The sequence below is a fragment of the Pseudomonas sp. TH08 genome, assembly GCF_016651275.1.
Lineage (GTDB): Bacteria > Pseudomonadota > Gammaproteobacteria > Pseudomonadales > Pseudomonadaceae > Aquipseudomonas.
Genome location: NZ_JAEKEE010000004.1, coordinates 1,030,361 through 1,055,710 on the forward strand (window position 1 = coordinate 1,030,361; position 25,350 = coordinate 1,055,710).

General features: G+C 60.5%; 23 protein-coding genes. 15 read left to right on the forward strand and 8 right to left on the reverse strand.

Annotation, left to right across the window (positions count from 1 at the left end; genetic code table 11):
* Positions 1-140 precede the first annotated feature (140 nt).
* The 3 genes from JFT91_RS21615 to JFT91_RS21625 are packed head-to-tail and all read left to right on the forward strand — an operon-like array spanning position 141 to position 3,406.
* Complete coding sequence (locus tag JFT91_RS21615; RefSeq protein ID WP_201233798.1) at positions 141-809, forward strand: endonuclease/exonuclease/phosphatase family protein; 669 nt, start codon at positions 141-143, stop codon at positions 807-809.
* Between the two features lie 32 nt (positions 810-841).
* Positions 842-2,851 carry a type VI secretion system Vgr family protein gene (locus JFT91_RS21620; RefSeq protein WP_201233799.1) on the forward strand — a complete coding sequence of 670 codons (2,010 nt, stop codon included), beginning with the start codon at positions 842-844 and terminating at the stop codon, positions 2,849-2,851.
* A 12-nt stretch (positions 2,852-2,863) separates the two neighbouring features.
* Entirely contained in the window at positions 2,864-3,406 is a 543-nt protein-coding gene (locus JFT91_RS21625) for a toxin-antitoxin system YwqK family antitoxin (RefSeq protein WP_201233800.1), read from the forward strand.
* 134 nt (positions 3,407-3,540) lie between these two features.
* Here JFT91_RS21625 and JFT91_RS21630 read toward each other — a convergent pair whose 3' ends face one another.
* The gene (locus JFT91_RS21630; RefSeq protein WP_166220822.1) at positions 3,541-3,936 is read right to left on the reverse strand and encodes a DUF4280 domain-containing protein; all 396 of its coding nucleotides are present in this window, start codon (positions 3,934-3,936) and stop codon (positions 3,541-3,543) included.
* A gap of 190 nt (positions 3,937-4,126) precedes the next feature.
* Here JFT91_RS21630 and JFT91_RS21635 point away from each other — a divergent pair, with 190 nt between their 5' ends.
* The 3 genes from JFT91_RS21635 (at position 4,127) to JFT91_RS21645 (ending at position 7,285) form a co-directional block, all read left to right on the forward strand.
* The gene (locus tag JFT91_RS21635; protein ID WP_201226262.1) at positions 4,127-5,194 is read left to right on the forward strand and encodes a phosphotransferase family protein; all 1,068 of its coding nucleotides are present in this window, start codon (positions 4,127-4,129) and stop codon (positions 5,192-5,194) included.
* 22 nt (positions 5,195-5,216) lie between these two features.
* On the forward strand, positions 5,217-5,984 hold the full coding sequence (locus tag JFT91_RS21640) for an SDR family oxidoreductase (protein ID WP_123532129.1): 768 nt from the start codon (positions 5,217-5,219) through the stop codon (positions 5,982-5,984).
* Positions 5,985-6,178: 194 nt separating this feature from the next.
* Positions 6,179-7,285: a Gfo/Idh/MocA family protein gene (locus JFT91_RS21645; RefSeq protein WP_201233801.1), complete on the forward strand. Its 1,107-nt coding sequence runs from the start codon at positions 6,179-6,181 to the stop codon at positions 7,283-7,285.
* Between the two features lie 3 nt (positions 7,286-7,288).
* Here the strand turns inward: JFT91_RS21645 and JFT91_RS21650 are convergent, their stop codons facing one another.
* The 7 genes from JFT91_RS21650 to JFT91_RS21680 all read right to left on the reverse strand — a co-directional run bounded on the left by JFT91_RS21650 (position 7,289) and on the right by JFT91_RS21680 (position 15,071).
* Entirely contained in the window at positions 7,289-7,885 is a 597-nt protein-coding gene (locus JFT91_RS21650; protein WP_347340648.1) for a trimeric intracellular cation channel family protein, read from the reverse strand.
* A gap of 41 nt (positions 7,886-7,926) precedes the next feature.
* Positions 7,927-8,148: a hypothetical protein gene (locus JFT91_RS21655; protein WP_201233802.1), complete on the reverse strand. Its 222-nt coding sequence runs from the start codon at positions 8,146-8,148 to the stop codon at positions 7,927-7,929.
* A gap of 1,276 nt (positions 8,149-9,424) precedes the next feature.
* Positions 9,425-9,679: a DUF1652 domain-containing protein gene (locus JFT91_RS21660; RefSeq protein WP_201233803.1), complete on the reverse strand. Its 255-nt coding sequence runs from the start codon at positions 9,677-9,679 to the stop codon at positions 9,425-9,427.
* A 136-nt stretch (positions 9,680-9,815) separates the two neighbouring features.
* Entirely contained in the window at positions 9,816-11,306 is a 1,491-nt protein-coding gene (locus JFT91_RS21665) for a helix-turn-helix transcriptional regulator (protein WP_201233804.1), read from the reverse strand.
* A 187-nt stretch (positions 11,307-11,493) separates the two neighbouring features.
* A complete protein-coding gene (locus JFT91_RS21670) occupies positions 11,494-12,387 on the reverse strand; it encodes a LysR substrate-binding domain-containing protein (RefSeq protein WP_201233805.1) in 894 nt (297 codons plus the stop codon).
* Between the two features lie 6 nt (positions 12,388-12,393).
* Positions 12,394-14,607, reverse strand: a complete 2,214-nt coding sequence (locus JFT91_RS21675) for a xanthine dehydrogenase family protein molybdopterin-binding subunit (RefSeq protein ID WP_201233806.1) — start codon at positions 14,605-14,607, stop codon at positions 12,394-12,396.
* Positions 14,607-15,071, reverse strand: a complete 465-nt coding sequence (locus JFT91_RS21680; protein WP_201226266.1) for a (2Fe-2S)-binding protein — start codon at positions 15,069-15,071, stop codon at positions 14,607-14,609. Before JFT91_RS21680 ends, JFT91_RS21675 begins: the two co-directional genes overlap by 1 nt.
* Before the next feature lie 119 nt (positions 15,072-15,190).
* On the opposite strand from JFT91_RS21680, the gene JFT91_RS21685 reads away from it, so the two are divergent.
* The 9 genes from JFT91_RS21685 (at position 15,191) to JFT91_RS21725 (ending at position 25,251) form a co-directional block, all read left to right on the forward strand.
* Positions 15,191-16,081 carry a LysR substrate-binding domain-containing protein gene (locus JFT91_RS21685; protein WP_201233807.1) on the forward strand — a complete coding sequence of 297 codons (891 nt, stop codon included), beginning with the start codon at positions 15,191-15,193 and terminating at the stop codon, positions 16,079-16,081.
* 311 nt (positions 16,082-16,392) lie between these two features.
* Positions 16,393-17,322 (forward strand): amidohydrolase family protein, encoded by a 930-nt coding sequence (locus tag JFT91_RS21690; RefSeq protein ID WP_116031241.1) that lies wholly within the window; start codon positions 16,393-16,395, stop codon positions 17,320-17,322.
* A 4-nt stretch (positions 17,323-17,326) separates the two neighbouring features.
* Positions 17,327-18,232 carry an amidohydrolase family protein gene (locus JFT91_RS21695; protein WP_064390555.1) on the forward strand — a complete coding sequence of 302 codons (906 nt, stop codon included), beginning with the start codon at positions 17,327-17,329 and terminating at the stop codon, positions 18,230-18,232.
* 316 nt (positions 18,233-18,548) lie between these two features.
* Entirely contained in the window at positions 18,549-19,934 is a 1,386-nt protein-coding gene (locus JFT91_RS21700) for a UbiD family decarboxylase (protein ID WP_201233808.1), read from the forward strand.
* A gap of 11 nt (positions 19,935-19,945) precedes the next feature.
* Positions 19,946-20,590 (forward strand): UbiX family flavin prenyltransferase, encoded by a 645-nt coding sequence (locus JFT91_RS21705; RefSeq protein WP_207196989.1) that lies wholly within the window; start codon positions 19,946-19,948, stop codon positions 20,588-20,590.
* Positions 20,591-20,711: 121 nt separating this feature from the next.
* Positions 20,712-21,761: a CobW family GTP-binding protein gene (locus tag JFT91_RS21710; protein ID WP_201233810.1), complete on the forward strand. Its 1,050-nt coding sequence runs from the start codon at positions 20,712-20,714 to the stop codon at positions 21,759-21,761.
* Between the two features lie 312 nt (positions 21,762-22,073).
* Complete coding sequence (locus JFT91_RS21715) at positions 22,074-23,441, forward strand: nucleobase:cation symporter-2 family protein (protein ID WP_201233811.1); 1,368 nt, start codon at positions 22,074-22,076, stop codon at positions 23,439-23,441.
* Between the two features lie 13 nt (positions 23,442-23,454).
* Positions 23,455-24,843, forward strand: coding sequence for an amidohydrolase family protein (locus tag JFT91_RS21720; RefSeq protein ID WP_201233812.1), 1,389 nt, complete (start codon positions 23,455-23,457; stop codon positions 24,841-24,843).
* A 216-nt stretch (positions 24,844-25,059) separates the two neighbouring features.
* Positions 25,060-25,251, forward strand: a complete 192-nt coding sequence (locus JFT91_RS21725; RefSeq protein WP_201233813.1) for a hypothetical protein — start codon at positions 25,060-25,062, stop codon at positions 25,249-25,251.
* Positions 25,252-25,350: the final 99 nt, after the last annotated feature.

Here is a 25,350-nt window from a genome sequence, read left to right on the forward strand (position 1 = left end):
AATGCGCAATGCGGTGAAAGAACTCGATCAGCACAAAGAGAAAAACCGAAAGCCTTCGAAGGAAAATTTCACGGTAAACCAGTAACACTCAGGTTTGGCAGTTGATCTCTCTGAACGCATGAATCGTTGGGTAACCAAGCATGAGAATCGGAAGTTTCAATGTCGAAAAGAACGGTAAGTCCTCAACGCTCGACAAGCAGACTCAGGTGGATTTCTTTATCCACAATTGCTGCACCAGTGATGCGTGGGATGCGGATATCGTTTTTTTGTGTGAAATCCATTCGGCTCAGGTCGACAACTACCGATCCAACCTCGCGGCCATCTACAAGACTTACTCGGTATATGCCTTCGATGGAGGTTATTCAAACGCCTACATCGTCCTTGTAAAAAGCTTTGAAACTCTTCAAGTCTGCAGCCAGGGCAGTCTGTTCGGTTTGAACAGGGATCTGATTGCCGTGGAGGCCAACGGCGTGAAGGGCTATACCGGCTACGTGTTTCTTGCGCACTTCAAATCCGGGCAGACCGGGCTTACTCGAAGCCAGCTCAAGTCCTGCACGGCATTGGGCGGCAGGTGGGTGGCGACGGGCGACTTGAACCTCGATTACGCCAACGTCGGACAACTCGATACCGCAGGCCTTGCCTACGACTGTTGGGGCGGTCAGCAAACACAAAGCAAAGGCGGGATTCTCGATTGGGTCCTGGCCTCGGCAGACGTGACTGTCAAAGTCGTCGACATTACCGGGTTGGCGCATGTATTCGACATGTCAGGTCCTGATCACCGGCCAATACTGTTTGACGTCACCGGATGAACTTGAATTTGCGTTGCCATTGAGGATATTCAATGCCCCGCTCCACCGACAGCAACACCAGTCTCTCCCTCACTGCCACTTCGCTGGCCGCGCTCTTCCCTGAGTCACTGTCCGGTGAAGAAGCACTCAATTCGCTGGCTGTACAGACTCTCAACGGCCTCAACGACGGCACCTCACTCACCCTCACCAGCGCAGTCGCCACCCACGTCACCACCACCCTGCACAACGACGCGCAAATGCGCCCGTTCGATGCCTTGGTCGCCGAGATCCGCCAACTCCCCGCCGACGCCACCGCCGAGCGCTATCAGTTGGTGTTAAGACCCTGGCTGTGGTGGCTGACACTGGCCAGCAACAACCGTGTGTTCCAGAACCTCGCCACCTCGGACATCGTCACGACGATCTTCAAGGCCCACGGTTTCACCGATTTCAAACTCTCGCTGACCGCCAGCTACACCCCGCGTGAATACTGCGTGCAGTATGGCGAGAGCGATTTCGCCTTCGTCTCGCGACTGCTCGAGGAAGAAGGCATCTTCTGGTTTTTCACCCACGACGATGGCATGCACACGCTAGTGCTTGGCGACAGCAACGATGCTTTCGTGCCGATCCCCAACGGGCCGAAAGTCAGTTATCTGGGGCAAGGATTAGGCGAACGTGAACTGCACGGCATCCGCTCGGGCCAAGTCTGTTTGCAGGCGGTCGCCGGGGTGTATCGGGCGACGGATTACGAATTCACCACGCCAACCACGTCACTGTATGGTCAGGCCGAAGCGGTAGCCGGGCCACGTTCGATCTATGAGCATCCCGGCGGTTACAACGCCAAGGCACGCGGCGATACGCTGACCAAGCAACGCGTCGACGGTTTGCGCAGTGAGGAAAAACGCTTTGTCGGCGAGAGCGACTGCCGCTGGCTGATCCCCGGACACTGGTTCACCCTCGCCGGCCACGACGATGCGAGCCTGAATATCGATTGGATCGTCACGCGAGTGACCCATGACGCCAGCCATGAAAGCTATCGCAACCGCTTCGAGGCAATCCCGAAAGCCACACCGTTTCGCCCGCAACGCAGCACACCGAAACCGCGCATGCACCCGCAAACCGCGATTGTGGTGGGCAAGTCCGGCGAGGAAATCTGGACTGACGAATACGGCCGGATCAAGTTGCAGTTCCCCTGGGATCGCGACGGCAAGAATGATGAAAGCAGTTCCTGCTGGGTGCGCGTGGTGTTGCCGTGGAGCGGTAAGGGATTCGGCATGCAGTTCATTCCGCGCATCGGTCAGGAAGTCATCGTGACCTTTATCGACGGTGATCCGGATCGGCCGCTGGTGACCGGTTGCGTCTATAACGGTGATAACGCCCTGCCCTATGCGCTGCCGGCCAACCAGACGCAATCGGGGATCAAGACTCAATCGTCCAAGGGCGGCGGTGGCTTCAACGAGTTGCGCTTCGAGGACAAGAAAGACGCTGAAGAGGTGTTCTTGCAGGCGCAGAAAGATCTGAAAATCAACGTGCTCAACGACACCACCGCCACTGTCGGCCATGACGAAACTCTCACCGTACAAAACGCCCGCACCCGCACGGTCAAGGACGGCGACGAGACCGTGACTCTGGAAAAAGGCAAACGCAGCGTGACGATCCAGACCGGCAGCGACAGCCTCGATGTGAAGGACAGCCGCACGGTCAAGGTTGGCGCCGATCAGAACCACAGCACCGGCGGCAACTACACCGACAAGGTCACCGGCGATTACAGCCTGACGGTGGACGGCAACCTGACAATTAAAGTCAGCGGCACCCTCACCCTGCAAAGCGGCGGCAGTTTCACGATCAAGAGCGGCGCCGATCTGGCGACCTCGGCGAGCACTTCGATCACGCACAAGGCTGGCACTGCCTTGACCAATCAGGCCGGCACTTCACTGGATAACAAGGCCGGCACCACGCTGACCAACGACGCTGGCATCAGCCTGACCAACAAGGGCGCAGCTTCACAGACCGTCGATGGCGGCGGCATGCTGACCATCAAGGGCGGCCTGGTGCAGGTCAACTGACAAGGAGCAGGCATGGCGATCACACCGCTGGATCTACAGCAGGATGACAAACAGTTGAAGGGTCGTTTGCAGGACGGTCAGCTCGACGGCGCCCTGCAGATCAAGGATGACGGGCGCAAACAGGCGGATCTGAATTACAGCCACGGTGAATTGCAGGGCATGTCGCTGCTCTATCACCCCAACGGCAAAGTCTCCGCGCAGATGCCGTTTGTGCGCGACAAGGTGCAAGGCGTGGCGAGTTTTTATTCAGCCGAGGGTTGGTTGCAGCGCAAGGCCACTTACCGGCGCGGGTTGTTGCATGGCGAGGCGTTCAATTACTTCCCGGATGGGCAAGTGGCTGAGGCGGAGTTTTATCGCGATGGCGTGCGTGAGGGGCGCTATCAGCGCTTTCATCCGAACGGGAAAACGGCGGTCGACGCCCGGTATGTGAATGGGCAGTTGCTGGAGCCCGAGCAAGGATTTGCCGAGGATGGGCGGCCGCTGGGCGCGGATGGCAAGCCGATTTCGCGGGTGCGCTGGTGGTATCGCAGGTGGGCGGATCCGCAACAGGCCTGAAGTTTTTTATTGGCAGCACTGGCCTCTTCGCGAGCAGGCTCGCTCCCACAGTTGATTGTGTTTCTTCAGCTGGAATGCGCTCGAATGTGGGAGCGAGCCTGCTCGCGAAGAGGCCAGACTCGGCAACACAAGCCTCAGGGAATGAGCATCTGCATCTGCCCCGGCATCGCGATCTTGATCACCCCCGCCCAGTTGCACATCAACGTGCTGTTGGCGTCGATCGCCGGCATCCCGCCGAGCAGCAGCGTCGGCGCGCCGCCGGGAATCCACGGCGTCGCGGTCGCCGGAATGCACGGCATCGGCGTCAACACGCCCAGCGCCGCCGCAGTGGCAGCGGCGACCATCGGGTTGGCCATGCTCATGCACACGCCAAACGGCAGGATGTTGACCAGCGGAATGTGATCCATGATGTTCGCCGCCGGCATCCCGCCGGTCAGCGTGCGGTTGACCGGCAGCACATTGAGCATCGCCGGCGCGGCGCCGAAGCTGCATTGCAATGTGGCGGTGGCACAGACTTGCGGACAGCCCATTTCACGACTCCTTCGTGGACACGGCATACCCGCTAAACCTTAGACGCCCACGGCCCGCCGCGCACATTCCCAAAGGTGATTATCGTGCAACACGCTAACCTATAAGACCGCCCCGCGCTTGTGACCGCCCGAGCGCGCCATTAGATTAGCCAATGATGTCTGGCCTCCAAAATAAGCAGAAGGGATAAGCATGGCGCTTACTGACCAGTCCACCCGTATCCGCTCTGGCGAAGAACTTGATGCCAGCCTGATCGATCCGTACCTCAAGGCACACATTCCGGGTCTTGGCGGATTGCCTGCGATCAGCCAGTTTCCCGGCGGCGCGTCGAACCTGACCTACCTGCTGGAATACCCGGAACAGGAGTTCGTCCTGCGTCGTCCGCCATTCGGCCACAAAGCCAAATCCGCCCACGATATGGGCCGCGAATTCCGCATTCTCAATCAGTTGCGCGACGGCTTCCCGTACTGCCCGAAAGCCTACGTGCACTGCACCGACGAATCGGTGATCGGCGCCGAGTTCTACGTGATGGAACGAGTCAACGGCATCATCCTGCGCTCGGAACTGCCGCCGGAACTGGGCCTCGATTCGGCGAAAACCGAAGCGCTGTGCAAGAGCTTTATCGACCGCTTCGTCGAACTCCACCGGGTCGACTACAACGCCTGCGGCCTCGGCGATCTGGGCAAACCGGAAGGCTACGTCGCCCGCCAGATCAAAGGCTGGAGCGAGCGCTACGAAAAAGCCCTGACCCCCGACGCGCCGCACTGGGAAGCGGTAAAAACCTGGCTCAACGAGAAGATGCCGGCCGACCACCCGACCTCGAGCATCGTCCACAACGACTACCGTTTCGACAACGTCATCCTCGACCCGCACAACCCGATGCAGATCATCGGCGTGCTCGACTGGGAACTGACCACTCTCGGCGATCCGCTGATGGACCTGGGCAACACCCTCGCTTACTGGATACAGGCCGACGACCCGGCGCCGGTGCAACTGATGCGCCGTCAGCCAAGCCACGCCCCGGGCATGCTGACTCGCCGCGAATTCGTCGATTATTACGCCGAGCGCTCGGGCATCCAGATCGACAATTTCGACTTCTACTACACCTACGGCCTGTTCCGTCTGGCCGGCATCGTGCAGCAGATCTACTACCGCTTCTACCACGGCCAGACCCAGGACAAACGCTTCGCGCAGTTCATTCACATGAACAAACTGCTGGAGCAGATGAGCCTGCAGGTCATTGCGAAATCGAGCCTCTGACGGCCCACACCCAGGAACCCTTATGTCCAAGACTCAGTTGTTCGACCTCGACGGCAAGATCGCTTTCGTCTCCGGCGCCAGCCGTGGCATCGGTGAAGCCATCGCCAAACTGTTGGCCCAGCAAGGCGCGCATGTGATCGTCTCGAGCCGCAAACTCGATGGCTGCCAGCACGTCGCCGACGCGATCATCGCTGCTGGCGGCAAAGCCACTGCCGTGGCCTGCCACATCGGCGAAATGGAACAGATCAGCCAAGTGTTCGCCGGGATCAAGGAACAGTTCGGCCGCCTCGACATCCTGGTCAACAATGCCGCGACCAACCCGCAGTTCTGCAACGTGCTCGACACCGACCTGGGTGCTTTCCAGAAGACCGTTGACGTGAACATTCGTGGCTATTTCTTCATGTCGGTCGAAGCCGGCAAGCTGATGCGCGAGAACGGTGGCGGCAGCATCATCAACGTCGCGTCGATCAACGGCATTTCGCCGGGGATCTTCCAGGGCATCTACTCGGTGACCAAAGCGGCGGTGATCAACATGACCAAAGTCTTCGCCAAGGAATGCGCGCAATTCGGCATCCGCTGCAACGCCCTGCTGCCGGGCCTGACCGACACCAAATTTGCCTCGGCACTGGTGAAAAACGATGCGATCCTCAAGCAGGCGTTGACCCAGATTCCGCTCAAACGCGTGGCCGATCCGAGCGAAATGGCTGGCGCGGTGTTGTATCTGGCCAGCGATGCATCGAGCTACACCACGGGCGTCTCGCTGAATGTCGACGGTGGTTTCCTGTCCTGACCCCCACTGAAACACGAACCTGTAGGAGCTGCCGCAGGCTGCGATCTTTTGATCTGTCTTTTAAAAACAAGATCAAAAGATCGCAGCCTGCGGCAGCTCCTACAGAGAATGAATATTTATTCTGAAATTTGCATATAGAGAATTTTTATTCCATAAATAGCCTTCCTGAAAATAAAAACCCAAGGAATACGGCTATGCGCGAACTCGGTATCGGTCTCATCGGCACAGGTTTCATGGGCCGTGCCCATGCCTTGGCGTTTCGCAATGTCAGTGCAGTGTTCGAACTGCCGTTCAAACTCTCCCTCGCCGCCCTCGCCGACGCCGATCCACAGCGTGCCCGCCACTGTGCCGAAGCCTGGGGTTTTGCCGCGCATCACAGCGACTGGCAACAATTGATCGATGACCCCAAGGTCAATCTGGTCGCCATCACCACCCCCAATCACCTGCACTACCCGATGGCCATGGCCGCCCTGGCTGCCGGCAAAGCGGTGTACTGCGAAAAACCCCTGGCGGTGAACCTCGAACAAGCCAGCGCCATGCGTCAGGCCGCCAGAGACGCCGGAGTGGTCACGCGGGTCGGCTACAACTACCAGCACAACCCGATGATCACGCTGGCTCATGACTTGATTCGCGACGGCAAACTCGGCGAGATCATCAGCTTTCAGGGTGAGTTCAGTGAAGACTTCATGGCCGATCCCGACTCGCCGTGGTCATGGCGCTGCGACCCGGCACATGCCGGCGGTGCGTTGGCGGACCTCGGCAGTCACTTGCTATCGATGGCGCGCTACCTGGTCGGCGAAGTCACAGCGGTTTGCGCCGACACCCAGACCGTCCACAGCCAACGCCCGGCCGGCACCTCGAAAAAACCGATCAACGTCGACGATCAAGTCCACGCCCTGCTGCGTTTCGCCAACGGCGCCCGAGGCACGTTCAGCAGCAGTTGGCTCAAACACGGCTACAAGAACCACCTGAGCTTTGAAATCAGCGGCACGCGCGGCACCCTCATCTTCGATCAGGAGCGCTTGAACGAACTGCGTCTGTTCCGCGCCGGACAGGACGGTTTCCAGCGCCTGCTCGCCGGCCCCAACCTGCCGGGCTACGCCGCGTTCAGCCCTGCTCCGGGTCATCAATTGGGTTACAACGAACTGAAGACGTTAGAGGTGCATGACGTGCTGATGGCGTTGGCCGGTAACCATCAGGGTGGCACCGACTTCGAACAGGCCTGGGCCGTCGAGCGTCTGGCCACGGCAATTCGCCTCGCCGCGCGCGAGCAGCGTTGGGTCCGCCTCGAAGAAGTCTGAAACTCAGGCATCAATGACCTTCGGCAACTGCCAGCCGAAATGCACTGACAGCAGGCGCAGCAGCAAACACGCTGCGCCTGCCAGCAGCGCCGCTGCGACCGGTGGCACACCGCAACGCCGTGCGATGATCAACACCGCCGCACCGGTAAAAGCCGAACTGGCATACAAATCCGCCTGCAACACGACCGGTATCCGCGCCAGCACAATGTCGCGAAGCACCCCGCCGCCGACGCCAGTAATCGTGCCCATCAGCATGGCCACAAACGGCGTGATCCCGAAGTTCAGGGCCTTCTGCGCCCCGGCCACAGCAAACAGCGCCAGCCCCGCCGCATCCAGCACAATCAGCGTCGAACCGGACCAACCCAGCACCTGTTGATGACAGACAAACGCCAGGCCACCCATGAAAAACGCCAACGCCGGATAGCGCCAATCCGCCACCGCATTGGGTGGCGTGGCGCCGATCAACAGATCACGGGTGACCCCGCCGCCGAGGGCAACGATGAACGCAATCACCATCACCCCAAGCAAATCGAGCTGACTGCGCATCGCCGCAATCGCGCCTTCCACGGCAAACACCGCCGTGCCGAGCAGATCGGCCACCAGCACAATCCGCTCAACCCGAGACTTGCGCCCCGCCGGCGTTATTGAGTGACGCAACGAGTAGTGGTGATGTGTCGAGTCACTTGCCCGTCAACGTACATGTCGCCGGCGACCTCAGTGTTTTCGAGGACCTGGCAAGTACGTTCCGGCGGTGGCGGTGGAGTGACCGGTGGCGGTGGCGGCGGACTGGCACAACCGGCCAACAGCGCCACAGCAAAAGCCAATGACAACGGTGAACACACGCGTTTCCCAAGATTGTTCATAGGACGACCCGCGAGAAATGAGAGACAAACTCCCGCAATCAAACCGACCACGGAAGACCTGACCACTCATTCTTTATAGCCGACAGCCCCGCAAGCGCCAGTAAACCGGCCACGCCGAAGCGCCAGAGCTGTCGATTTTGCGCCGGATTTGAAGGGAAAAAGACTCATGATCCGCTTCGCCAGACTGATCGTCATCGCTGGCAAGCCAGCTCCCACAATGGATTGAGTGCATTCAGTTAGCGGTTGGTTGGTTGGCAGGCCGCCATCGCGAGCAGGCTCACTCCTACAGTTTGATCGGGTGCAGCAGTAAGAGAATGGTCGGCTGGCGGGCCAGCTCCCACAATGGATTGAGTGCATTCAGTTAGCGGTTGGTTGGATTGCAGGTCGCCATCGCGAGCAGGCTCACTCCTACAGTTTGATCGGGGTGCAGCAGGAAGAGAATGGTTGGCTGGCGGGCCAGCTCCCACAATGGATTGAGTGCATTCAGTTAGAGGTTGGTTGGCTTGCAGGTCGCCATCGCGAGCAGGCTCACTCCTACAGTTGGATCGGGTGCAGCAGGAAGAGAATGGTTGGCTGGCGGGCCAGCTCCCACAATGGATTGAGTGCATTCAGTTAGAGGTTGGTTGGCTTGCAGGTCGCCATCGCGAGCAGGCTCACTCCTACAGTTTGATCGGGGTGCAGCAGTAAGAGAATGGTTGGCTGTCAGGGCGACATCGCTGGCAAGCCAGCTCCCACACGATTGATGTACATCCCACGGCAATGGGCCAGCCGAAAGAACGCCTTCGCCAGCAGGCTGGCTCCCACATAGAGCAAAAGCCAAAGCCAACCGCTTTTGACTTACACCACTTAACACAATGAGCGTTAGCTCAAGTGCCGCTTTTGACCTCCACCACTCAACACAATGAGCGTTAGCTCAAGTGCCGCTTTTGACCTCCACCACTCAACACAATGAGCGTTAGCTCGAGTGCAGCTCCTGATCTCAGAGCCCGTCGGGAGGCTGAGTGGAGGGGTTTATCCGGGGAGGCGCGAAGCGCCGTTCGACGAAGTCGAACACATCGAGAGGAGGTGCAGCGCAGCAAACCGGAGGCGATGCCCCCGGATGAACACCGTAGCGAAGGGACCCCGAGCCACAGCGAGGGGCCGTACGTCAGGGTGAAGACCTTTGCTTCCTTTGGGGCGTTTGCCAAAGGGAGTCGACCGTCAGGGCGAAACCGCCAGCAGCCATCACCAAAAAACGGATAAACACCCAAAGACCAAAAGCAACACTCCGCTACACCTACAAAACCGGATCAATAGACGAGCGCAAAGAATTGCTCTCAAGCTCATACCGCAACTCATCAATCAACGCTTCCACCGACTCCGGCGTTCGCAACGCATCCAGCTTCAACCCACTGATCACCAGATCCACCTGCCCTGACACCGGATGATAAAGCTTCACCGTCAGCGAATGATCACCATCAACCGAACACTCACACGCCAGCGGCGAAAAGCTCTGTTCAAGCCGGGCACGCAACTGCGCAAGATTCATCATTGAGGCCGTTCCTTTAACTGCTCGATGGGACACGATCCCAAGCCAAAACAGGCTCGTATCGCACCCCACCAGACTAAGAACAGCCCCCGCCCGCCAACACCCGAATTTGCACCGGATCAACTAGTGCATTTGCACCCTAGCGCTGCCCCCGCCACTCACCGGAAAACAACCCTCGTTCCCGAGCCCAGACAATCGCCTCGCTGCGGCTGTGCACATCGAGCTTGGAATACACAGTCGCCACGTGATTACGCACCGTGTTCGGCGCCAGTTTCAGCCGCGCGGCGATCTCCTTGTCTGCCAGCCCTTCACAGATCAAACCCAGCACATCACGCTCACGCGCCGTCAGATCGGTGAACGACACGCTCGGCAATTGCGGCGAGTTGACCTTCTTCACATTGGCCAGTTTTTCGATCAACGTGCGGCTGAACCATGAGGCGTCTTTCATCACCTCTTCAATGGCAGCCACCAACTCAAGCTCGGTGCGTTTGCGCTCGGTGATGTCCATCAGCACCAGCAAATAGCAAGGCACATCATGAATATTCACCATGTCGGCCGACAGCGCGCACTCCAGCAAGTCGGCGTCTTTGGTGCGCACCCGCACATCCACCCGATCCACCCGGCCGTTTTTCTCAAGCGCCGCGAGCAAACGAGTACGTGCCCCGTTGTCATCGATAAAACCGATCTGCGTCACGGTTTTACCGAGCACATCTTCACTGTCAAATGTCAGCGTATCGAGAAACGCCTGATTGACGTCGAGCACTCGCTGCTCATCCGCCGTGCAGATCAGAATCGGCACCGGCGTCAGGCGAAACGCCTTGGCAAACCGCTCCTCACTCTGGCGCAGCGCCACTTCAGCCTTGTGCCGCAATTCCATGTCGACAAAGGAAAACAGCATGCAGTCTTCATCATTGAGCACCAGCGGTTGTCCGGCGACGATCACCTGTTTGCTGCTGCCATCGGGCAAGCGCAATTCAGCCTGCATCTGCGGAATGGTCTCGACATCGCGCAGTCGCTGAATCGCCAGATCGCGCTTCTCCGCCTGCTCGTAAATATCAATCTCATAAGCCGAAGTGCCGATCACCTGTTCGCGGGTATAACCGGTCATCTCCAAAAAACCCGGATTGACCTTGATGTAACGCAAATCGCTGATACGACAGATCACCGCCGGCGCCGGGTTGGCATTGAAGGTCTTTTCGAAACGCTGCTCGGCGTTGGCCCAATCAGTGACGTCGCTCATGATCAGCACCAGCGACTCGGGCTGTCCTTCGCGGTCAGTCAGCACCATGCTGCGCACGCTGTGTACCCAGACGCGTTCGGGGTCATCTACGGCGAACACTTCAATCAGCACATCACTGAACGCCTCGCAGCGGGCCACGCGGCTGATCGGGTAATTCTCTGCGGTCAGCGAGTGATTATTGCGATAGCGCAGACTGAAGCGTTGCGCGTACTCGGTGGCGTTGTGGCCCAGCTCACCGATCTTGCTGACACCGTGCATGGCCAGCGCCGCTTCATTGGCCCAGAGGATGCTCTGATCCAGTTCCAGCAGAATCACCCCGTCGGACAGCCCGGCGATGATCTGCTGCAACTGGCGACGATTGGTTTCGGTGGTCAGGACTTCCTGGCTCATTGGATCTCCACAAGTGTTGCGCCCATGTGAAGAGTACGACCGCGCGGCGCCGTGATCGTGCCGAGCATCACTTCCCGCATCACCACATTTCCCTGTAGGAGTGAGCCTGCTCGCGATAGCGGTGGGTCATTTAGCCAATACGCTGACTGACATACCGCTATCGCGAGCAGGCTCACTCCTAGAGGGGTTAGTGGTGATTTGAGGATTCCACCAATTCACGCAGGGTGTCGAGGAACAGTTTGAGCACTGGCGAGGCATCGTCGGCGCGATAGGTGGCGTACAGCGGCACTTCCGGCAACGCTGGGGTCAGCGATTTGAACACCAGACCCGCCGGCGCCAACTGTTCGATGGACGCCGGCAACAGCGCCACGCCAAAACCGGCACGCACGAGGCTGAGCAAGGTCTGCACCTCGATCACTTGCTGACGAATCTGTGGTGTGAAACCCGCCTGAATACAGCACTGATAAAGAAAGTTGGCAAACCGCGACTGCTTCAGTTCCAGCGCCACAAACGGCTCCTGTGCCAGATCCGCCGGGGCCAGCACTTCGCGTTGCGCCAGCGGATGATCCGCCGGCATCACCACATGAATCGGCTCATAGATCAGTAGCTCGTTGCGCAACAACGGATCGTCATAACCCACGCGAAACACGCAGGCATCAATGCGCTTCTCCTTCAACGCCTTGACCTGCGCCGCCGGGGTCATCTCGTGCAGGCGCCAGTTGACCTGCGGATAACGCTCGCGAAACAAATGCAACGCCTTGGGCAGCACGCCGACCATTACCGAACTGATCATGCCGATTTCCAGCTCGCCCAACTGCCCGCGACCGGTCTGCCGAGTCAGATCCAGCGCCCGTTCGAGCTGCTCGAACACCAGCGGCGCCTGCTCCTTGAGCATCTGCCCCGCCGCTGTCAGCTCGACCCGATGATGGCTGCGCTCGAACAACGGCGTGCCGAGTTCCTCTTCCAACAGACGAATCTGCTGGCTTAGCGGCGGCTGGCAGATGTGCAGGCGCTCGGCGGCACGACCGAAGTGCAGTTCATCGGCCAACGCCATGAAATACCGCAGCAGGCGCAAGTCCATGGCGATTTATCCCAGACTCAGCGGCGTAGAGCGCTGGCGTACGCCCGTCAACGCGAAGAGCGCGTTGGCGATGGCTGGCGCTACCGACGGGCTGCCCAGCTCGCCAACACCTCCTGGTTTACTCGGCTCACCGTCGAGCACGACGATGTCGGTGGCGGGCATGTCAGACATGCGCGTGACGCGGTAGTCGTGAAAGTTGCTCTGCACCACCCGGCCCTGTTTGATATCGAGCCGGTCGAACAACGCGTGGCCGAGGCCCCACATCAGGCCACCGTAGATCTGCTCTTCGACACCACCGGGCGATACCGCCAAACCGCAATCGACTACGCAGGTGAGCTTCTCGACTGTTGGCTTGCCCTCGACCGTCGCCACCCGCGCGACCACCGCGATAAAACTGGTGTAACCCTGATTCGTGGCGATCCCCAACGCCGTGCCCGGTGGCAACGGCTGGCCCCATCCGGCGCGCTCGGCAGCCTGTTTGAGCACCGCCACATGCCGTGGCCGCTCTTGCATGTTGGCCAGGCGGAACGCCAATGGATCTTCGCCGGCAGCATGGGCGAGTTCGTCCATGAAGCTCTCGACGGCAAACACGTTGGGAATAAAACTCACCGAGCGGTACCAGCCGCTCGGCACCTCACTTTCGTGCTTGACCCAGTTCAGTTCCAGGTGCGGCGGGCGATACGCGAAGTCCCACGCGGTGATCGCCTCGGTGGTGCTGTAGTCCATGTGATCGGGGCGCTCGAAATAACCCGGCTCCCACTGTTCCGGCGACGCCGGCGACACCGCGTGCAGTTGCAACGCGCTGAGTTTGCCTTGGGCATCGAGCGCGCCTTTGACCCGGTGCAAGGTCGCGGGATGATTGAACAGCGCGTGCATTTCGTCTTCGCGGCTATTGAGCAGCTTCACCGGCACGCCGGTTTTCTGTGCCAGATACGCGACTTCAAACAACCAGTATTTGGCCTCCCGCGCACCGAAACTGCCGCCGGAGACCAACTCATGAATAGTGACGTTGGCCTTGTCGATCCCGCACACGGTTTGCGCCGCTTCCAGCGCCGAGGACGGCACCTGCACGCCGCCCCAATAAGTGATTGCCTTGTCCTTGACCTGTGCGGTGATACAGATTGGCTCCAGCGGGTTTTGCACCTTGTAGGGCATGGTGTAGTCGGCTTCGATCAGCTTCGCCGCGCCCGGCCATTGCCCGGCGACATCACCGTGGCTCATGGCTTTGACGGTTTGTACTGTCGGATCGCCGATGGCTCTGGCTTGAGCGCTGGACAACTGCTCGCTGTCGAACCCGGCCAGCGGCGAATCGCTCCACTGGATGGTCAGCACTTTGCGCCCTTCCTGCGCTGCCCAGAACGTATCGGCCAGCACCGCGACACCCTCCAGGTTGCCGCCGAGAACATCGGGCCGCCCAGGAATCGCCAGCACCTTGCGCACCCCCGGCACCCGCAATGTTGCCGCCGAATCGATGTCGAGCACTTTCGCCCCGACCACTGGCGCGCGCTGGATGACTGCCACCAGCATGTCCGGCAACTGTACGTCGATGCTGTACTTGAAACGCCCGCAGACCTTGGCCGCCGCATCACGTTTGTGGCGCAGCTTGCCGATGTATTTGAACTGCGCCGGATCTTTCAGCGTGACCTTTGCCGGGGCTGGCAGGTGCGCGGCCACACCGACCAGCTCACCGTAACCGAGGCTGCGTTTGCTTGAGGTGTGAACGACCCGGCCTTCTTCGGTGGCGCAACTGTCGGGGCTGACTTTCCATTGCTTCGCCGCCGCCGTGATCAACAACGCCCGAGCCGTGGCGCCAGCCATGCGCAAGCGATCGTATTCCAACGAAACGCTGGTGCTGCCGCCCGTGGAGAAGACTTTCCAGATCGGATGAATGTAGGTCTCGAAGAACGGATCTTCCGGGGTGACCACCTGCACGGTCATCGGGTTGACGTCCAATTCTTCGGCCACACATGCAGCCAGTGCAGTCTGCGTACCGGTGCCGGAATCGTGCTTGTGCACCACCAGTTTCACCGTGCCGTCGGCAAAGATGCGAACCCAGGCATTGGGCTCGAATTCTGTCGCCGCAGCAGGGGCTTTGGGGTCGGCGGCGGCGACGCCAGAAGGCAAGTACAGGGCAATCGCCAAGCCTGAGGCGACAGTCGCCGCTTGCTTGAGAAACACCCGGCGTGGCAGTTCGATACGAGTGTCGTCGATGAGGCTCATCACGCCTCCTTCGGCGCATTCGCCGCACGTTTGATCGCTTTGTTGATGCGCCCGTAGGTGCCACAGCGGCAGATATTTCCGGACATCGCATTGCGGATCGAATCGTCCGTCACCGCCGCACCCGTGTTGAGCAACGCGGCGGCGGACATGATCTGCCCGGATTGACAGTAGCCGCATTGCGGCACATCTTCGGCGACCCAGGCCAGTTGCAGCGGATGGTTTTCCGTCGCCGACAAACCTTCGATGGTGGTGATGCTGTGGCCCGCGACGGCCGCCACAGGCAACTGGCAGGAACGCACTGCGACTCCGTTCAGATGTACGGTGCAGGCGCCGCACAGGCCCATGCCGCAGCCGAACTTGGTGCCGGTGAGTTTCAACTGATCACGCAACACCCATAACAAGGGCATGGAGGGGGACGCCTCATCCAGCTCGCGTCGTTCGCCGTTAACCGTGAATGCAATCATTGTCAGGCTCCAAAAGAGCGGCCCGTCTTTGTGCGGGCCTGGTGACCCGATTATTGGAAGCCACGGCAATCCCCGGCCAGCGACGATTTCTGCCAACCGGTGTAAGCAGGACTAACAACATGTACAAGCGATACCCGTCGGTGCAGTCCATGAGCGCGTTTATCCACGCGGCGCGCAGCGGCAGTTTCTCCAGTGCTGCGCGCAAACTTGATCTGACCCATAGCGCGATCAGCCAGCAGATCCGCGCGTTGGAAGATTTCATCGGCCAGCCGCTGTTCGTGCGCGAAGGCGGCGGCAGCAATCTGACCGATGCCGGGCAGTTGTTTGCCAGCGTGTTGTCGGATGGTCTGGCGCAGATTGATCGGGCGATTTCCTCGGTGAAAAACCGCAGCGTGGCGCAGCGCCTGACCTTGGATGTCGACAGCGAACTGGCGCAGAGCTGGCTCAATCCACGCTTGCCGCAGTTGCTCGATGGCTTACCGGATTTTGAGGTGACGCTGCTGTCGATGCCGCGCAGTGATCGCAGCGCGTTCGAGCGGGTGGATCTGGCATTGCGTTATGGCTATGGCGATTGGGACGACTGTGAGATGACGCAGATTTGTGGCGATCGGGTGCTGGCCGTGGCCTCGCCTCAGTTGCTGGAGCGCCACGGTTTGCAGGTGCCGCTAAGTCCGGCGCAGATTCTTCAATTGCCATTGTTGGGGTATACGCGGCGGTCGTGGATTCCGTGGCTGGATGCGGCGGGCATGCCGCCCGTGGAGCCGCCGGCGCGGGTGGTGTTTGATAACGCGGCGAATCTGATTGCGGCGGCGGAGGCCGGAGTCGGCGCGGGATTGGTGCGGGGATTATTGGCGGCCGATGCGTTGCGCAGTGGACGGCTGGTGGCGCTCAACGAAGCGCAGATTGCCGCGCATTACAACCTTTACGCCGTGTGGCCGCATGGGCAGGCTGAGCGGGTGGCGCCAGTGGTTGAAGTGATCAAGCAGTTGGCTTTGCACACGCAACACTGACGCCTTCGCGAGCAGGCTTGCTCCCACAGGGTTACGCATTCCAAATGTGGGAGCGAGCCTGCTCGCGAAGAGGCCATTACCTTCACCACAAAACCAAAACCATATCGCCCAAGTATCACCACCGCGCCCAATTAATATTGTACGAACCCCACCCCTCTTTCCAATACTCGCCCTCAGCAACCACCCACCCGGGCCGGATGCGAACAGGCGAGGGAATGCGCGAGTCTTGCGCATAGAAACGGCCGATTGCCCGGGACGTGGATGCCGAGAGCCGCAAGGCTCCCTTCCCCGCTATCAGGAGATCGACTGCAATGATCATCGATATCAGCTGCTATCCCACGGATCTCGTGGACCTCGCCTGGAGGCATGACGGTGACCCGTTCACCGGTGAGCGTCTGCTGGAGATGATGGATGGCCCGTATATGGTCAACGGCAAGCCTCGCCGCATTGACAAGGCCTTCATCCAGCCGCCGCAAGGCAACACCATTTACACCTGGACCGACGGCGACCTGAGCGGCCGCGAATCCATCGACGCCTACATGGCCTACACCCTGAAAATGGTGCAGACCTACCCGGATCGGTTCATCGGCTGCTTCGTCTACAACCCGCGCTGCGGTGTGGAGAACGGCGTCGAAGCCATCGAGCGCTACGTCAAGGAGCACGGCTTCGGCATGGTGCAGATGCAAGCCAACATGCACGCCTACCGGCCCGACCGCGCACTCGACTGGGTGCGTCCGTGCTTCGAGAAGTGCGCCGAGCTGGGCATCCCGGTCAAGCTGCACACCGGCGACGGGCCGTACAGCATCCCGTCGGAATGGGTGCCGATGATCAAGGAGTTTCCTAACGTCAATTTCATCATGGCCCACTTCGGCGTACAGACCGGCGGCGTCTACGTGTTCGAACCGATGCAATGGGCGATGGAATTGCCCAACGTCTACTGCGAATCCGGCTGGTGCCTGCAATCGCGGATCGTCGAGTTCGCCAAGGTGCTGCCGACGCACAAGATCCTCTTCGGCACCGACACCCCACCGAACGAACCGGGCATGTGGCTGCGTCTGCTCGAAGTGCTCTGCCACGAACCGCCGCAGGGCCTGAATCTCGACGAGGACACCCTCGAAGACTATCTGGGCAACAACACCGCGCGAATGATCGGCCTCGAACCGACCCCGCCACCGCGTTCCGTTTCCGAAGCAGAGGCGCAACTCAAACGCCCCGTCACCACCCAATTGGCCAGGAGCTGAACCGATGATTATCGATACCCATCTGCACCCCACCAATCTGGTCGACGAGGCCTGGCGCCACACCGGCGAACCGTTCACCGGCGAGCGCATGCTCAAGTTGATGGACGGCCCGTACATGATCAACGGCAAACCACGCCGCATCGACATGGGCTTCATCCAGCCGCCACCGGGCAACACCGGTTACCGCGACGGCAACCGCCGGGGCCGCGAAGGCGTGCGCGACTACATGTCGTACATCGCCGAACTCTGCGTGAAATACCCGGACCGCTTCATCGGCAACTTCAACTTCAACCCGCGCTGGGGACCGGAAAACGGTGCGGCGGAGCTGGAATTCCACATCAAGGAATACGGCTTCAAGATGCTCAAGCTGCACGCGAACATGCACGGCTATCGGCCGGATCGGGCGCTCGACTGGCTGCGGCCGGCGATGAAGGTCTGCGCCAAGTACAACATCGTCGTACTGATCCACACCGGCGACGGCCCGTACACGATTCCGACGATGTTCTATCCGATCATCCGCGAGTTCCCGATGGTCAATTTCATCATCGGCCACTTCGGCATCCAGACCGGCGGCAACTACTCGTTCGAAGCGTTCTGGATGGCGATGGACACGCCGAACGTTTACTGCGAATCGGGTTGGTGCTTCCAGTCGCGGATCGTCGAGTTCGCCAAGGAGCTGCCACGCAACAAGATCGTCTTCGGCACCGACTCGCCGCCGAACGAACCGGGCATGTGGCTGCGTGAACTGGAGGTGTTGTGCTCACCGGCACCGCAGGGGTTGGGGATTGATGAAGATCATCTCGAGGATTACCTGGGCAACAACATTGCCCGGCTGTGCGGGATCGAACCGACACCACCGCCCAAAGACCTGGCCGAGGCCGACATACGCCTGACTACCACGTACCTCTAGATAACGCAGACCCTTGGGGTAACAAGGAAACCCTGTGGTGAGGGGATTTAGCGAAACGTCGCACCGCCCCGTTCGGTCGCGAAGCGGCCCCAAAACCTGCGACCGCGTTGTATCAGGCATATCGCGTTTACTGGTTTTACGACTGCTTCGCAGCCGAACGGGGATAAATCCCCTCGCCACAAGGGATCTGTGCACAGAGCACACAGCGACTTTACAGGCACGAAGATGACCCGGCGTTCGTTCGACCGGCAGGCCAACGGCTGGCCGCGCGAACGCCCTCTCACCCCTGCGTGCCTGCTTTTTACGAGGTGACACCATGACCCGTTCGACGCTCGGCGATTCTCAGGACTTTCACGTGTTCATCGACGCCTATCGCCGTGAGTACCCGGACGATGTGCTGACCCTCACTCAACCGATTTCTGCCGATCAGGACGTCACTGCCCTGGTCGACGCCCTCGCCGCCCAGGGACGCGATCCGCTGCTGATCTGCGAACACGTCGGCAACCTCGGTGTGCCGGTGGCGACCAATCTTTTCGCCTCGCGAACCCGCATCGCCCGTCTGTTCGGCGTAACCCCTACGCAACTGCACGAAACCTTCCAGACCCGCGCCAACCAGCCCATCGCACCGCGTTATGTGGAAAGCGGGCCAATCCTTGATGAAGTCTTCGAAGGCGAAGCGCTGGACCTGGCGTTGCTGCCGATGCTCAAGCATTTCGACAGTGACCGCGGGCCGTACATCACCAACGCAATCATCGTTGCCGAAGACCCGCGGACCGGCATCGCCAACATGAGCTATCACCGCTCGATGCGCCACGCCCGCCAGGCCCTCGCCACCAGCCTGCATTCACGCGGCCACCTATGGCGCATGCTGCAAACCGCCCGCGAGCGAGGCGAAGAATTGCGCGTGGCGATGGTCGTCGGTGCGCATCCGCTGTTCATGCTCGCTGCCGCAGCACGTTTGCCGTATGGCGCCGATGAACGCGCCGTTGCTGGCGGACTGTTCGGTGCGCCGCTGGAATTGGTGAAAACGCCGCGCTATGGCATTGGTGTACCCGCCTACGCCGAGTTCGTTCTTGAAGGCGCCATCGACCCGGCGGCTTACGCTGAAGAGGGTCCGTTCGGTGAATTCAGCGGCTACTCCTCGGACCGCTCGACCAACAATGTGCTGCGCGTCGATACCCTGTTAAAACGCAAAGACGCCTGGCTGGTCGACGTCATGGGCGGCCGCTATGCCGAACACCTGACCCTCGCCCGCCTACCGCGCGAAGCCGAGATGAGCGAGAAACTCAAAGCGCGATTCCCCGCCGTCACCGCCGTGCATTACCCCAACTCCGGCACGCATTTTCACTGCTACGTGGCGCTGGATCAGAGCCGTGACGGCGAGGCGCGGCAGATCATGCTGGCGCTGCTCGGCTGGGATCCGTACCTGAAAACCGTGATTGCGGTGGACAGCGATATCGACATCAGCGACGACAGTCAGGTGCTGTGGGCGCTGGCCACGCACTTCCAGCCGCACCTGGATATTTTCATGATCGATGGTTTACCAGGCAGCCCGCTCGATCCTTCGTCGTCGGTCAATGGCACCACGTCGCGCATGGGTCTGGATGCCACACGCGGCTCGGGTTTTGACGGGATCAAGGCGCAGCTCGATCAGGAAGTTCTGGAGCGAGCGCGGGTTTTGCTCAAAGGTCTGGAATCGTGAACCGGCAGCGGATGGTCGTCGGCATCAGCGGCGCGTCCGGTTTTATCTATGGCGTGCGTTTGCTGCAACTGCTCGCCGAACTGGACATCGAAAGCCACCTGATCATCAGCCGCGCGGCGCTGCTGACCATGGCCCATGAGACCGACTACAAACTGGCTGACGTCACCGCGCTGGCCAGCCATTACCACCGCGCCGATGACGTCGCCGCCGGGATCGCCAGCGGTTCGTTTCGCTGCCTCGGGATGGTGGTTGCGCCGTGCTCGATGAGGACGCTGGCGGAGATTGCCACGGGCACTTCGTCAGGGCTGATCGGACGCGCCGCTGACGTCACTCTCAAAGAACGCCGCACGCTGGTGCTGATGGCCCGCGAAACCCCGCTGACCCTCGCCCACCTGCGCAACATGACCGCCGTCACCGAAATGGGCGGAATCATCGCCCCGCCGGTGCCGGCGTTCTACGCCCGGCCTGACAGCCTCGGGCAAATGGTCGACCACAGCCTCGGCCGCGTGCTCGACCTGTTCGGCCTCGACGCCGGCGTCTTACAACGCTGGCGAGAACACCCAGAACCCACTGAGGGAATAAATGCCTGTGGCGAGGGGATTCATCCCCGATCGAGTGCGCAGCAGTCGCAAATGCAGCAAACCCATTCGACCTGAAACACCGCAATCGCAGGTTTTGGGGCCGCTTCGCGCCCCATCGGGGATAAATCCCCTCGCCACACCGAATCCACTGAATCAGCTCATTCATCGTGCACCGGTTAATCAAAGGAGCCTCACCATGAACACTCCCTTCAACGCCCCAACCCGCAACACCAAAATACCCGTGACCATTCTCACCGGTTTCCTCGGGGCCGGTAAAACTACCCTGCTCAATTACATCCTCAAAGAAAACCATGGCCGCAAAATCGCCGTGATCGAAAACGAGTTCGGCGAGGTCGGCATCGACGGCGACCTCGTCCTCAGTTCGGAAACCGAAGAAATCTACGAGATGGTCAACGGCTGCGTCTGCTGCACCGCCGAGGTTCGCGAGGATCTGGTGCGCATCGTTCGCGAGCTGGTGGCGCGGCCGGTGCGGCTTGATCACATCCTGATCGAGACCAGCGGCCTGGCCGACCCGTACCCGGTGGCACAGAGCTTTTTTATCAACGACCCGATCGCCGATGAAGTGGAACTCGACGCCATCGTGACCATGGTCGATGCCAAACACATCGCCCAGCATCTGGAGGATCTGCAACTCGACGGCGTCGACAATCAGGCGGTGGATCAGATCGTCTGCGCCGACCGGATCGTCATCAACAAGGTCGATCTGGTCAGCGCTGACGAGGTCGAAACCCTGCGCGGCAAGATCCGGGGGTTGAACGCCACGGCGGATCTGGTGACCTCGACCCACGCGCAAATCGACCTGACCAAGATCCTCGGCATCGGCGCTTTCGAGTGCACGCAGAAGCTGATGGAAATCGGCGCGGATCAGCACGATCACGATCACCACGACCATGACCATCGCGCTGAAGAGGCCGACCACGAGCACGACCCAAGCGTTTCTTCGGTGGGCATCGCCGTCGATGGCGCGGTCAACCTGATGGCGTTCCATCGCTGGATCAGCGAGCTGCGCTCCTCCCAGGCCGACAACCTCTATCGCATGAAAGGCGTGCTCGCCGTCGCCAACGAAGACCAGCGCTATGTACTGCAAGGCGTGCACAGCCTGGTGGAATTCCGAGCATCAACCGCGTGGGGCACGGAGCCCCGCTCGAGCAAGATCGTGTTCATCGGCCGCGACCTGGATCGCGCGGCCCTGAACCAGGGCTTCGCCGCCTGCCTGGCAGGCTGAAACAAGGCATCGGAGCCGGTGGATGGCGGCTTCGCAGCACGAATGACTGATGCCACAACGATCCAGCAACTGTGGTGTGAACTCTGTGGCGAGGGGATTTATCCCCGATCGGCTGCGAAGCAGTCGCAAACCCTGTGAATACGGTGTGGTCGAGATACCGCGGTCTCAGGTTTTGGGGTGCTTCGCGCCCCATCGGGGATAAATCCCCTCACCACAAAGCCAGCTCCCACAGGGATCTTTGGTGTTCCCAAGTCCGAGGCATCAGACGAATACCCCTCTCTACCACATAAAAACAGCCAGAGGTGTTTCCCCATGTCGTCAGCCACATCCCCATCAAAAAACGCTCCCTCCGTGCATCCCGTCGACCGCATTCTGCCGGTGCGACAAATGCTCACCCTCGGCCTGCAACACATGGCCGTCTCGTACATCGGCGCCATCGCCGTGCCGTTGATTGTCGCCAGTGCCTTGAAAATGTCCCACGCCGACACCGTGGTGCTGATCAGTACCACGTTGTTCTGCTCGGGCATCGCCACCCTTCTGCAAACCGTCGGCTTCTGGAAGTTCGGTGTACGCCTGCCGATTCTGCAAGGCGTGGCGTTCAGCAGTGTCGGCCCGGTGATCGCCATCGGCAGCAACCCCGATGTCGGTTTCGCCGGGGTCTGCGGGGCGGTGATCGGCGCGGGCATCTTTACCATGTTGATGGCGCCCTTCGTCGGTCGATTACGGCGATTTTTTCCGCCCGTGGTCACCGGTTGCATCGTCACCGTGATCGGTTTGCAACTGTTCCCGATCGCCTATGAATGGGTCGGCGGCGGCCGCAATGCGAGCAACTTCGGTGCTCCGGCATTCCTCGGTGTGGCGGTGGTGGTGTTGCTGACGATCCTGTTGGTCAACCGCTATGGCAGTCCACTGCTGCGCAACATGGCGGTGTTGATCGGCATGCTGATCGGCGCCGGTCTGGCCTACGGTCTGGGCATGGGCAATTTCCACAGCGTTGAAGAAGCGCCGTGGCTGACCGTGCCCTACCCGTTCTACTTCGGTTTGCCGACCTTCAGCCTGATCCCCATCGCGACCATGGTGGTGGTGATGATCGTGCAGATGGTCGAGTCGATGGGACTGTTCGTGGCCATCGGCGACATCGTCGAAAAACCGGTGGAAGACAAACAGGTGATCAACGGCCTGCGCGCCAACGGTCTGGCCAGCACCATCGCCGGGATGTTCGCCGCGTTCCCGTTTATCGCCTTCATGGAAAACGTCGGCCTGGTAATCCTCACTGGCGTGCGCAGCCGTTGGGTGGTCGCGGTCAGCGGCTTGCTGATGTGCTCGATTGCCCTGGTGCCGAAGGCCGGCGCGATCATCGCCTCGATGCCGACGGCCGCCCTCGGTGGCGCCGGCATTGCGATGTTCGGCGTGGTCGCGGCGGCGGGCATTCAAACGTTGGCCAAGGTCGACTATGAGCGCAATCGCTACAACGTGCTGATCGTCGGTTTCACCATCGCTGCCGCGCTGGTGCCGGTGCTCGCTCCCACCCTGTTCAAACAACTTCCCGAGTGGTCGCAGCCGTTCCTGCACAGCAGCGTGGTCATCGCCTGCCTGGTGTCGGTATTGCTCAACGCCGCGCTGAATGGCGTCAGCGTGCCGGAAACCACCGCCAGCAAATCCGCCTCGCACATCCTTTAGTTTGGAGCTGCCCATGACTCAACTTCAGAACATCCTGATCAAAAATCCGGTCGCGGTGATGACCGGCCTGCGCGGCCCTCGCGCGCGGGCCGGCGCCGTGGACATCCGCGTGGTCAACGGCCGCATCGCTGAAATGGCCGCGAACCTTGAGCCACACCCTGGCGAACGGGTGATCGACGCGCGCAATTGCGTGGTCTATCCGGGCTGGATCAACACCCACCATCACCTGTTCCAGAACCTGCTCAAAGCCGTACCTGCAGGGCTGAATCAGGATCTGCAAGGCTGGCTGGCGAGCGTGCCTTACCCGCGTCTGAACCGCTTCACACCGCCACTGGCGCGGATCGCCGCACGGCTGGGCATGGTCGAGTTGTTGTTGTCCGGCGTCACCACGTGTGCCGACCATCATTACCTCTATCACGCCCACGGCAGCACCGAGACCGGCGACTTGCTGTTCGACATGGCCGATGAATTCGGCCTGCGTTTTGTGCTGTGTCGTGGCGGTGCACTGGAGTCGGCCAGCGCGCATCCAGGTTTCTCGAAGACCGCGCTGCAACCGGAAAGCCTCGAGCAGATGGTCGGCGATATCGAACGGTTGAAGTCGCTGTATCACCAGGACACCGCGGACGCGATGCGCCGCGTGGTCGTCGCCCCTACCACACCGACCTTCTCGTTGCCGCCAACGCTGCTGCGTGAACTGGCGCACACCGCACGAGGCCTTGGTTTGAGGCTGCACACGCACCTGTCCGAGACGCAGAACTATGTGAATTTCTGCCGCGAAAAGTACAACTGCCTGCCGGTGGAGTTCGTCGCCGAACACGAATGGCTCGGCCCCGACGTCTGGTTCGCCCACGCCGTGCACTTGCAACCCGGCGAAATCCGCATGCTCGCCCAGACCGGCACCGGTATTTCCCACTGCCCGGTGAGTAACGCGCGACTGGGTAGCGGTGTCGCGCCAGTGCCGCAGATGTATGAGGCCGGCGTGCCGATTTCCCTCGGCGTCGACGGCGTGGCATCGAATGAATCCGGGAGCATGGTCGGCGAGGCGAACACCGCGTGGCTGATTCACCGCGCCGAACAAGGTGCTTCGGCGACCACAGCAGAAGATGTCATTCACTGGGGCACGGCGGGTGGCGCGCAGGTGCTTGGACTGGGCGCGGTCGGCACGCTGGAAGTCGGTCAGGCGGCGGATCTGGTGGTCTACAGCCTCGACCATCCACGCTTCTACGGCTTCCACGACAGCGCCGTCGCGCCGGTGGTGGCAGGCGAACCGATCACGGTGAAATACAGCCTGGTCGGCGGCAGGATCGTGGTCGATAACGGCGTGATTCCAGGCCTGGACATCGAGCGCATGCGCGCCGAAGCGTGGGAAGGTGTCCAACAACTGATGAACGTCGACGACTGACCCAAACCCACCAAAAACCCCTGTAGGAGTGAGCCTGCTCGCGATAGTGGTCTTTCATTCACATCAGCTCTGCCTGATACACCGCTATCGCGAGCAGGCTCACTCCTACAGGGGATTGCGGTGCATTCGCATACCGACAGTTTGTCGTCTAAGGTTATCCCCTCATCGGATTGAGCCCCTGCCAGCCACACCGGGCTCTTCATCAAGGAGAGACTGATGACGTCGCGTCGCAACATCGAACAGACCTATCGCACCTGGTCCAGCCCCATTCTGCTGGAGCTGAAAAAACGCGAACACCAGATGGCGCCAGTCGAGCGCCAAGCGCTGGAGAACGTCCTGGTGGAAAGACGGTTGCTGGACGTAGGCAACCCGGATGGCGTTGAACGTCGTCGCAACAGCGGTGGCTGACACTGCGCTTTCGCGAGCAGGCTCGCTCCCACAGGGTTTTGGGTAACTCACAAAGCTCGTGTTCACCCGCAATCACTGTGGCAGCGAGCCTGCTCGTGA

Excerpts from the sequence above, each read along its gene's own strand:
- JFT91_RS21615 (WP_201233798.1), top strand. The coding sequence starts at position 141 with ATGAGAATCGGAAGTTTCAATGTCGAAAAGAACGGTAAGTCCTCAACG.
- JFT91_RS21620 (WP_201233799.1), top strand. The coding sequence starts at position 842 with ATGCCCCGCTCCACCGACAGCAACACCAGTCTCTCCCTCACTGCCACT.
- JFT91_RS21625 (WP_201233800.1), top strand. The coding sequence starts at position 2,864 with ATGGCGATCACACCGCTGGATCTACAGCAGGATGACAAACAGTTGAAG.
- JFT91_RS21630 (WP_166220822.1), bottom strand. The coding sequence starts at position 3,936 with ATGGGCTGTCCGCAAGTCTGTGCCACCGCCACATTGCAATGCAGCTTC.
- JFT91_RS21635 (WP_201226262.1), top strand. The coding sequence starts at position 4,127 with ATGGCGCTTACTGACCAGTCCACCCGTATCCGCTCTGGCGAAGAACTT.
- JFT91_RS21640 (WP_123532129.1), top strand. The coding sequence starts at position 5,217 with ATGTCCAAGACTCAGTTGTTCGACCTCGACGGCAAGATCGCTTTCGTC.
- JFT91_RS21645 (WP_201233801.1), top strand. The coding sequence starts at position 6,179 with ATGCGCGAACTCGGTATCGGTCTCATCGGCACAGGTTTCATGGGCCGT.
- JFT91_RS21655 (WP_201233802.1), bottom strand. The coding sequence starts at position 8,148 with ATGAACAATCTTGGGAAACGCGTGTGTTCACCGTTGTCATTGGCTTTT.
- JFT91_RS21660 (WP_201233803.1), bottom strand. The coding sequence starts at position 9,679 with ATGATGAATCTTGCGCAGTTGCGTGCCCGGCTTGAACAGAGCTTTTCG.
- JFT91_RS21665 (WP_201233804.1), bottom strand. The coding sequence starts at position 11,306 with ATGAGCCAGGAAGTCCTGACCACCGAAACCAATCGTCGCCAGTTGCAG.
- JFT91_RS21670 (WP_201233805.1), bottom strand. The coding sequence starts at position 12,387 with ATGGACTTGCGCCTGCTGCGGTATTTCATGGCGTTGGCCGATGAACTG.
- JFT91_RS21675 (WP_201233806.1), bottom strand. The coding sequence starts at position 14,607 with ATGAGCCTCATCGACGACACTCGTATCGAACTGCCACGCCGGGTGTTT.
- JFT91_RS21680 (WP_201226266.1), bottom strand. The coding sequence starts at position 15,071 with ATGATTGCATTCACGGTTAACGGCGAACGACGCGAGCTGGATGAGGCG.
- JFT91_RS21685 (WP_201233807.1), top strand. The coding sequence starts at position 15,191 with ATGTACAAGCGATACCCGTCGGTGCAGTCCATGAGCGCGTTTATCCAC.
- JFT91_RS21690 (WP_116031241.1), top strand. The coding sequence starts at position 16,393 with ATGATCATCGATATCAGCTGCTATCCCACGGATCTCGTGGACCTCGCC.
- JFT91_RS21695 (WP_064390555.1), top strand. The coding sequence starts at position 17,327 with ATGATTATCGATACCCATCTGCACCCCACCAATCTGGTCGACGAGGCC.
- JFT91_RS21700 (WP_201233808.1), top strand. The coding sequence starts at position 18,549 with ATGACCCGTTCGACGCTCGGCGATTCTCAGGACTTTCACGTGTTCATC.
- JFT91_RS21705 (WP_207196989.1), top strand. The coding sequence starts at position 19,946 with ATGGTCGTCGGCATCAGCGGCGCGTCCGGTTTTATCTATGGCGTGCGT.
- JFT91_RS21710 (WP_201233810.1), top strand. The coding sequence starts at position 20,712 with ATGAACACTCCCTTCAACGCCCCAACCCGCAACACCAAAATACCCGTG.
- JFT91_RS21715 (WP_201233811.1), top strand. The coding sequence starts at position 22,074 with ATGTCGTCAGCCACATCCCCATCAAAAAACGCTCCCTCCGTGCATCCC.
- JFT91_RS21720 (WP_201233812.1), top strand. The coding sequence starts at position 23,455 with ATGACTCAACTTCAGAACATCCTGATCAAAAATCCGGTCGCGGTGATG.
- JFT91_RS21725 (WP_201233813.1), top strand. The coding sequence starts at position 25,060 with ATGACGTCGCGTCGCAACATCGAACAGACCTATCGCACCTGGTCCAGC.